At 54.4% G+C, this 9489-nt stretch carries 5 protein-coding genes; all 5 read left to right on the top strand.

All coding sequences use genetic code 11. The features are described from left to right. On the top strand, nucleotides 1-207 hold a 207-nt coding region (locus LZ24_RS17690), incomplete at its 5' end, for a hypothetical protein (RefSeq protein WP_222427662.1). Nucleotides 208-323: 116 nt separating this feature from the next. Further along, nucleotides 324-2690, top strand: coding sequence for an InlB B-repeat-containing protein (locus tag LZ24_RS14920; RefSeq protein ID WP_144686530.1), 2367 nt, complete (start codon nucleotides 324-326; stop codon nucleotides 2688-2690). A 356-nt stretch (nucleotides 2691-3046) separates the two neighbouring features. Next, nucleotides 3047-7297 (top strand): DEAD/DEAH box helicase, encoded by a 4251-nt coding sequence (locus tag LZ24_RS14915; RefSeq protein ID WP_144686529.1) that lies wholly within the window; start codon nucleotides 3047-3049, stop codon nucleotides 7295-7297. A 268-nt stretch (nucleotides 7298-7565) separates the two neighbouring features. Further along, on the top strand, nucleotides 7566-8831 hold the full coding sequence (locus LZ24_RS14910; protein ID WP_144686528.1) for an AAA family ATPase: 1266 nt from the start codon (nucleotides 7566-7568) through the stop codon (nucleotides 8829-8831). After that, the gene (locus LZ24_RS14905) at nucleotides 8831-9478 is read left to right on the top strand and encodes an RloB family protein (protein WP_144686527.1); all 648 of its coding nucleotides are present in this window, start codon (nucleotides 8831-8833) and stop codon (nucleotides 9476-9478) included. The genes LZ24_RS14910 and LZ24_RS14905 overlap by 1 nt, the downstream gene beginning before the upstream one ends. The last annotated feature ends 11 nt before the right edge of the window (nucleotides 9479-9489 follow it).

The raw sequence follows: 9489 nt of genomic DNA, 5'->3' as shown, positions 1-9489 counted from the left end.
GGCCATAGTAGTGAAGAAGCGGACGAACAAATTGAAGGAACAGGTATAATGATAAACGAACTGGATATGCGGAGTCCGTGGAGCGAAGGGCCTTGGCAGAGAGAAAGTCTGAAGAGTCAACCTGTGGCCGGGACTCAGAGCCCGGATAAATCAGATGAAGGGCTTGGAAGGTTGCGTGCAGCCAGCAGCAGGAGGCTGTGCGTTTGACTCAATGCAGGAGCCGGATGCGTTAGCAGCGCACGTCCGGATCTGTGCCGGGGGGTTGATCTGAAACTGACAATTGTCAAAATTGCCTTTCAGATCAATTCTCTACGGCGACCCCGGTGACCCCTTCTTCCGGAGATCATGGCAGCATCAGTCCCGACACAACCCAGACCGTGGCCCACGGCTCCACAGCCACCTTTACCGTGACTCCGGAGGAAGGCTACACGGCTTCGGTGGGCGGAACCTGCGGCGGAAATCTTGCAGGGGCGACCTACACCACAAATCCCGTCACCGGAGCCTGTACGGTGGAGACCACCTTCAGCCAGAACAGCTACGAAGTGACCCCTTCTTCCGGAGATCATGGCAGCATCAGTCCCGACACAACCCAGGCCGTGGCCCACGGCTCCACAGCCACCTTTACCGTGACTCCGGAGGAAGGCTACACGGCTTTGGTGGGCGGAACCTGCGGTGGAAATCTTGCAGGGACGACTTATACCACAAATCCTGTCACTGGAGCCTGTACGGTAAGTGCCACCTTCGACCTAAAGACTTACACCGTCACCTATAATGCCAACAGCGCAACCAGCGGTACGGCACCAGACACCCAGACCAAAACCCATGGCCAGGACCTGACCCTTGCCACAAACTCCGGCAATCTTGCCAGAACCGGCTACACCTTTGCCGGATGGAACACCAAAGCGGGCGGCACCGGAACGGCTTACGGCGCAGGTGCAATTTACACGGCAAATGCGCCTCTGATCCTTTATGCCATGTGGAAGGAAAGGGAAGTGGTTTTGGAAACCGCCACGGGTGAAGGGGACGCAAGTTTGAAGGTAACAACGGCAGGTCATTTCCTTACGGAAGTGTCCGCTCAAACCCCGCCTGCTGCTGCCCCTGCAAATGCAGAATTTCCCCTTGGAATGATTGCTTTCTCCATAGCCGGTCTGGCAGCAGATGGCGAATGCTCGGCGGTTGTTCTGGAGTTTCCACGGAACACGGCCATCAACAGCTATTATAAATATGGCAAAACCCAGCTTAACCCGGCGGATCACTGGTACGGATTCATGTATGACGGAGAAACCGGTGCCGTCATCCATCATACAGCAAGCCATACGGAAATTACCCTGCACCTTTGCGACGGTAAGCGCGGGGATGATGACCTCACGGAAGATCGTGTGATCAGGGATCCGGGCGGACCGGTCATTCTGACAGTCCCCGACCCTGACCCACCCCCGCCGCCCTTACAAAGTCATATGGTGAACACCATATCCGGACCCGGCGGCAGCGTCAGTCCTGCCCTGCGTCAGGTGAACCACGGAGAAAGTGCAGATTTTACCCTTGCCCCTGATCCCGGATACCGCATTGATACGGTTTCCGGCTGCGGCGGATCTTTGTCCGGCAGCACCTATGCTACCGGCCCCGTAACGGAAGCCTGCACGGTTACGGCCAGTTTTATCAAAACAGTCGTGACCCATGCGGTGAGCGCCACATCCGGAACCGGCGGCAGCGTCAGTCCTGTCCTGCGTCAGGTGAACCACGGAGAAAGTGCAGATTTTACCCTTGCCCCTGATCCCGGATACCGCATTGATACGGTCTCCGGCTGCGGCGGCTCTTTGTCCGGCACCACCTATGCTACAGCTCCCGTAACGGAAGCCTGCACGGTCACGGCCCGCTTTGTGGCAATTGTTCCGGAGCCTGACCACGAGGTTCGTGTGGTCGTGGAACCTGATTTTTCAGGCGTGGTGTCCGGAGACGGGCTTTATGCATCCGGTGATCATGTCATTCTTAAGGCGGTGGCCGAGCCCTGCTACAGGTTTGAGGCCTGGGAGGAAGACGGCCGGGTTCTTGATCATGGGAGTACCTATGCCTTCAGCATTTACGAAACCCGCAACCTGACGGCTGTGTTTGTGCCTGATCTTGCAGCGGATTTTGAGTTCAGTGGTGACGGTAACGGGGATGGCATTCCTGACCGGCTGCAGGAGAATGTGGTATCCCTGCCGACCTATGGCTGTGACTACCTTGTGACCTTTGAATCTCCCGAAGGCACCCGGCTCAGGGTCCGGGCCGCAGACAACCCCGCACCCGAAGACATGCCCCGTGGCCGGAGCCTGCCCCTTGAACTGTTTGATCTTACCCTTGAGGGCGTTGAGCCCGGAGCTCCGGTTCCGTTGCAGCTTCATCTTCCGGAGGAGGTTCAGGCCCATGGTTACCTTGTGTATGGCCGGACACCGGAAAACCCCGAAGAGCACTGGTATGATTTCAACCATGACGGACGGCTCGGTGCAACGGTAAGCGGCAGAATGATGACCCTTCATTTTGTGGCCAGTGAAACCGGAGACGGAATGCCGGATGCAGCAGGCGTGATCGCCAACATCGGCGGACCCGCGCTGATTTCTGAGGCACCGGATCAGAATGCGGAGAAGGGCAGTTCCAGCGGGTGTTTCATCGGCACCCTGGACCCGTTCCGCCAGATGTTCAGGGAATAGCCCCATCAGGGCCGCAGGCGGATGCGGCCCATTTTCCATTTTAAGGGCTGGCCTTCCGGAAATCCGGAAGGCTGGCCTTTTTATTTTCAGTGGGTGGAATGCATCTCCTGTATTTTTTTAGAAACTGAAGGCCTGAAGCTTTTAAAATCATCCTTTATTCCTCTGGCTTCATTTGATAAATCTCCTTTCGCATATTCAGTCAGGGCCTTTGCCCTGCCAAAGCCAGCCCTTCTTCCTCTGACCCGACAGAGCCGCACATAGCGCTGTCTTGTCTCAGGCTGGCCTGTGGTTGATCAGAAGCGATAAAAAAGTTCCCTGCATAGGGCATACACAAATATTTTTTAAGGATCAGATTCATGAAAACCGACCTCCCATCCGACACCGACAGCAAGGCAAAAAGCCATTTACCCCCCGGCCTCACGGACCTTTCCGATCTCAAAGAAGCACTGGCTGTCCTTGAGAACCTTTCACCCCTTGAAAGGAAGGTGGCGGAAATCCATGCCATAAACTTCAGCCGCATGAAAATGGCGACAATCATCAAGGCCCTTGCCGTGCTTGAAACGGGAGAAAAAAAGCCTTCGCAGGCCATTATGATTGAAAAAGCCCTGAAAACCCTGCAGAGAAAAAAGCTTCTTATCTCTCCCTATAGGGGCTACACCGTCCTGACCAAACCCTGGCTGCGAATCCTTGCCAGAGTCCTCCTTGCGGAGGGCAGATTTTCTTCTCTGGTGGAAAGCCTCAGGCCCAGCCTTGGCATGGCCAGGGAAATTACCTATTATTGGGATACAGATATAATAACAGCTGAAGCACGCCTTCTTCTCTATGAAAAAGGAGGAGATGCTGCCGCAGACTTTTTGAATCAGCTCAGAAAAAAATCCTATAGCTATGGTGTTAGTCAGAAGGATATTTTCATAGAAATCTGCGGTGATCCCTTTGACCCGCTGCTTTTTTCCATGCTCCCTGCATATATTCATACGGAGCATCTGGCACCTTATTTTGCCCATGCCATATTCCATATGGAAAAGAGCGTTGCTGGCGGACCCTATGTGGAAAGGCTGGTGCTGGAGGGTTCGGACCGTTGTGATGAGGATCTGGAAGCCTTTGTGCTTAGTTTCTGGCTGTTTCGGGATGAAAGAAAGAAGCTGGATTTCTGGGAAAAGAAGCGGGGACCGGAGCGCATGGAAAACCTGCTTTGTCTTCAGGGCTGGCGGGCCTTTAGCGAAGGCAGAAATGAAGAGGCCATCCTTTGCTACGAAAAGGCCCTGGGCCTCTTCAAAAAACGAAAGCGCAAACGAAAGGCCATTTTTTTCTCCCACCCCATGGGTATCCTTTACCTTCTGGCCCTGATCCGGGAAAAAAGCGGAAAATCCATGGGAACAGCCGAAAACCTCATTGAGACGGCCATGGCAGACAACCGGATATCTGCTCCCCTGTATGCAACGATGTACCAGTACATTTTTTTTATGCAAGGAAGGGTGCGGGCTTTAGAGCAGATTTTTAATGGGACCATTGGCCGTATTCCCCATAAGCTCACAGCCTTTTTTTCTGCCTTTATCCGGTCATGGGCAGATCAGGAAAGGCTTGCAAAGGATGTAAAAGAGATTGTCCTCCTGAAGGAACATGCTGGCCGGGAGGGTTTTGTCTGGTGCGAAAGGGAGCTGGATGCCCTGATTTCCATGCTGGAAGACGGGGAGGAAAGGGAAGATGGCAAGGGGGAAGGGGGCTGCCTCATCACCCTGATACAGAACAACAGTGCCTGGGAAAACGCCCTGGAAGCCCTTTTGCGGATTCACAGGAAAAAAGAAGCTTTGGAAGGGGAAGAAGGAGCCGGTCCCCAATTCCGTATGGTCTGGTTCATCCGTATCGGCGAAGCGGGAACCTGCGAGATTTCGCCCAAGGAGCAGAAAAGAAAGGGGACGGGCTGGACTGCGGGAAGGGCCGTGGCCTTAAAGCGCCTTGCCGAAGAACGAGAATCCTTTACCTTTCTTACGGAACAGGACAGCCGCATATGCAGACACATTGAAAGTGATTATTCAAGATCTAACTGGTACGGTCACGGCAAGACGAGTTATTTTTTTAGTTCTTCTGTTCTTTCCGAACTTGCGGGCCACCCCCTTCTTTTTAATGGGGAGGACGGCACCCCCATTGAACTGATACGGGGAAAGCCGGAACTCATTGTTTCCAAAATTAAAACAGGGAAAAAGAAGGGCAGCCTCTCCCTTTCCCTTTCGCCCCCTCCCCATCCCCTCCATGATGCCTTCACTTACGTACTGGTTCAGGAAAGTCCCAGTCGTTTCCGGGTGGTGCATCTGGATCAGGAGTATGAGGATATGGCCGAAATTCTGGGGAAAAAAATGGGACTGCCCCAGTCTGCGGAACTGAAGGTGCAGGAGGTGATGGAGACCCTTGCCCCCCATATTCCCATAAAGTCCGACATTGATTTCGGAGGGGACGCTTCTGGTTTTAATGAGGTAACGGCGGAATCCCGGCTCCACGCCCTGCTATCTCCCTTGGGAGAGGGCCTGAAACTTGTCCTTGCGGCCCAGCCCTTTGGGGAAAATGGCCCGGCCTATCCGCCGGGAAAGGGGGGCCGGAGTGTGGTGGCTTCGGTCAAGGGATCTCAGATGAAGACCACACGGGATCTTTCCGAAGAAAAAAAGCGTAAGCAGGAGCTGATTCTTGCCTGCCCCAGTCTTCAGGCCGAAGAAAGCCATCCTTCGGAATGGGCCTTTCCGGATACGGAAAGTGCCTTAGAGCTTCTTTTGGAGCTGGAAGCGCAGAAAGAAGATATTCGCATTGCCTGGCCCGAAGGCCAGAGGTTTCGCATGGCAGGCATCCTTTCCCCCATGCAGTTCAAGGCCAGTATCCGTGAGAAGGAAGACTGGTTTGCCATCAGCGGATCGGCCCATGTGGACGAAAACCTCACCCTGGACCTCATGGCCCTTCTGGACAGCAAAAAACGGGTCGGTCGTTTTATCGCCCTTGAAGACGGGGCCTTTGTGGCCCTGACCAGAGAATTTGAAAAAAGACTTCGCCGGATGGAACGCTTCACCACGAAAAAGGGCCGTGCCACGGGCTTTCATCCCATGGCTTCCCTGGCTTTGGAAGGGGTTTTTGAGGATCTGGGTCAGCTTAAAACGGACAAGGCCTGGGAAGAACATCTGGCCCGTATCCGGAAGGTCAGCGATACACCGCCTGAGCTGCCCTCTACCCTGGCGGCGGATCTGCGGGATTACCAGAAAGAGGGCTTCAACTGGATGGTTCGCCTCTCCGAATGGGGGGTAGGCGCCTGCCTTGCCGATGACATGGGTCTTGGAAAAACCCTTCAGGCTCTGGCCATTCTCATCCGTCATGCTGCCAAAGGGCCTTCCCTTGTCATTGCCCCCACATCGGTGTGCGGTAACTGGCTTGCGGAGGCAAGGCGTTTTGCGCCCACCCTCAACTTTAAGACCATGACGGCGGATACGGGAAAAAAAGAGCTGGAAGCCCTTGGCCCCTTTGATGTTCTTGTGTGCAGCTATGGGAGGATGCAGCAGGCAAAAAATGCGGAAATGCTGGCTGGCCTTTCCTGGCAGGTGGCCATTCTGGATGAGGCCCAGGCCATCAAAAACATGGACACCCAGCGATCTAAGGCCGCCATGACTCTTCAGGCCGCCTTCAGGCTGATCCTCACGGGCACGCCCATTGAAAACCACCTGAGGGAGTTGTGGAACCTTTTCCAGTTCATTGTTCCGGGGCTTCTCGGCTCTTTGGAAAGCTTCAACCGCCGCTTTGCCCTTCCCATTGAAAAGTATCAGGATGATCAGGCGAAAAAGGATCTCAGGCGGCTGGTCCAGCCCTTTATCCTCCGCCGCACCAAGGCACAGGTGCTGGAGGAACTTCCCCCACGGACGGAAGTGGAACTTGAGATAGATCTGACGCCGGAGGAAACGGCCTTTTATGAGGCCCTGCGGCGGCAGGCCCTGGAGCGCATTGAAGAAGATACGGAAAGCGGCTCCGGCCAGAAGCACATCAAAATCCTTGCGGAAATCACACGGCTGCGTCAGGCCTGCTGCCACAGTTCCCTTGTGGATAAGGATCTGCATATTCCCAGCAGCAAGCTTGCCGCCTTTTCGGAAATCCTTGATGATCTGCTGGAGAACCGGCACAAGGCCCTGGTTTTCAGCCAGTTTCTGGGGCACCTTGCCCTTGTGCGGGAGCATCTGGATAAAAAGGGTATTTCCTATCAGTACCTTGACGGCAGTACCCCTGCGGAGCAGCGCCAGAAATCCATTGCCGCCTTTCAGGCAGGGGAGGGGGATGTCTTTCTCATCAGCCTCAAGGCAGGCGGCGTGGGCCTGAACCTGACGGCGGCGGACTATGTGATTCATATGGACCCCTGGTGGAACCCGGCCGTGGAGAATCAGGCCTCGGACCGTGCCCACCGCATTGGCCAGCAGCGGCCCGTGACCATCTACCGTCTGGTGACAAAGAATACGGTGGAGGAGAAAATTGTGAAAATGCATGCCCTCAAGCGGGATCTGGCGGACAGCCTTCTGGAAGGTGCGGACATGAGCGCGAAAATGTCGGCGGATGCCCTTCTGGGGCTGATCCGGGAAGCGATTTAGGCTGTTTTTCTCCCCTCCCTGAGGGAGGGGAGAAAAACAGTCGGGGCAGTTCTGTGTGTCTGTCAGCGGGCACCCGTAAAGGGTGCCCCTACATAAGGCCGCAAAACCATTCACAGGGGCAGGCCCTCAAGCTTACCCTTCTTCCTGGCCCCAGCATCCTTTTTTCGGTTCAGAGGGGGGTATCCCAAAAAAGAATCAGATTGCATTTTCTGCAAATTTTATGCAAAATTCAGCCTTGAATTATATGCTCACCCGACCCGGAGGCCGTATGCTCATCGAATTCAATGTCACCAACTACCGTTCATTCTGGGAGTCCCAGCACCTTCGGATGACAGCCAGCACCGCAGCGGAGCTGAAGGAAAGCCATACCTTTGCGCCTGCCTCCAAAGAAACGCTGCGGCTTCTGCGGTCTGCGGTGGTCTATGGGCCGAACGCCTCCGGCAAAAGCAACCTGATCAAAGCCCTTTCCTTTATGCGGGAAATGGTGCTGCATTCTGCTCAGGGTCAGGAAGGAGACGCCATCGATGCCTCTCCCTTCCTTTTCCATGAAAGCGGAGACAGCCTGCCCGGTGAATTTGAGGTGATCTTTATTGCGGACGGGGTGCGGTATCAATATGGCTTTGCCGTGAACAACCAGAGGATTGTGCATGAATGGCTGCTGGCCTATCCCCAGAGCAGGGCGCAGCGCTGGTTTGAACGTTCCTGGAATGAAAAGACTCTGGCTTACGACTGGAAATTCAGCACCAGTTTCACAGGCACCAGAAAGCTCTGGCAGGAGGCCACCCGCGCCAATGCCCTTTTTCTTTCCACCGCCATCCAGCTCAACAATGAGCAGATGAAGCCGGTTTTCCACTGGTTCCGGAAAATTTCCATCATTCCCCACAATGCCATCATGCACCGGGCCTTTTCCGTTGAGCACTGCCAGAATGAAGCGCATAAACAGGCCCTCCTTGAACTGCTGAATGCGGCGGATCTCAGCATCAGGGATATCCGGTGTGAAAAAAAGGAACTGGAAAAAGAAGACCTGCCGCCGGGTATGCCCAGAGAACTTCGGGATAAATTCCTTGCGGATGTTTCCGGGAAAAAGGTTGTCCGGGTCTTTCTGGGCCACCAGATGGAGGATTCCGATGCCATTGTCTGGCTGCCTCTGGAAGAGGAATCGGACGGCACCCAGAAGCTTTTCGACTATGCAGGCCCATGGCTGGATGGCCTGAAGAATGGACGTATCTTTATGGTGGATGAGCTGAACAACAGCCTTCATCCCCATATTCTGCGGTTTATTCTGGGGCTTTTTCACAATGCGGCGCTGAACCGTGAGAATGCCCAGCTCATTTTCACCACCCATGACACCTCCCTTCTGGATCAGGAAATCATGCGGCGGGATCAGATCTGGTTCATGGAAAAGGACAGGCATAACGGCAGCCGTCTCTACCCCCTTTCCGATTTCAAACCCCGCAACACGGAAGCACTGGAAAGGGGTTATCTTCAGGGCCGGTACGGGGCCATTCCCTTTATCGGCGAGGTGAGGTTCTGATGGGAACGGACGATCTGCATCATAAAAGAAAGGAAAGACGGCTTTCCTCCCTTGCCAGGGAAAGGGCAAACCGCGCCCCCTATGAAAGGGTGCTGATTGTCTGTGAAGGGGAAAAAACGGAGCCTGCGTATTTTGAGGCCATGCGGAAGGATCTGAGGCTGAGCAGCGCGAATATCCGTGTGACGGGGGATTCGGGTTCCGCTCCCATCAGTGTGGTGAATTACGGCCTTGAGCATCACAAAAACTATGACAGGGTTTTTTGCGTTTTCGATAAAGACCGGCACGGAAGTTACCAGCCTGCTCTGGACAGGCTGAAGGGGAAAAAACTTCCGAAAATCCGGGCCATTGTTTCAGCGCCCTGTTTTGAATTCTGGCTGCTGCTGCATTTTGAAAAAACCACAAGGAATTTTGATACAAAGGGAAGCGGCTCCATCTGCGAAAATGTCATTGCCGCCCTCAGAAAACCGCGCCTGTATCCAGGCTATGCCAAGGGTCGTGGGGATGCCTGTTCCCATCTGAAAGACCGTTTGCCCCAGGCCATGAAAAACGCAAGAGAAGTGCTGGCCCATTGTGAACGGTCCCAAAGCTGGGAAACCTTTACGGAGGTGCATCTGCTTGTGGATTATCTGCAAAATCTGAAAAAATAAGGAGATTTTCA

The organism is Desulfobotulus alkaliphilus (assembly GCF_007830435.1).
Taxonomy (GTDB): Bacteria; Desulfobacterota; Desulfobacteria; order Desulfobacterales; family ASO4-4; genus Desulfobotulus; species Desulfobotulus alkaliphilus.
The sequence above is the reverse complement of the archived record's forward strand: the minus strand, read 5'-3'. Positions and strand labels throughout refer to the sequence as shown.

Coding starts and splice junctions, on each gene's coding strand:
- LZ24_RS14915 (WP_144686529.1), top strand. CDS start 3,047: ATGAAAACCGACCTCCCATCCGACACCGACAGCAAGGCAAAAAGCCAT.
- LZ24_RS14910 (WP_144686528.1), top strand. CDS start 7,566: ATGCTCATCGAATTCAATGTCACCAACTACCGTTCATTCTGGGAGTCC.
- LZ24_RS14905 (WP_144686527.1), top strand. CDS start 8,831: ATGGGAACGGACGATCTGCATCATAAAAGAAAGGAAAGACGGCTTTCC.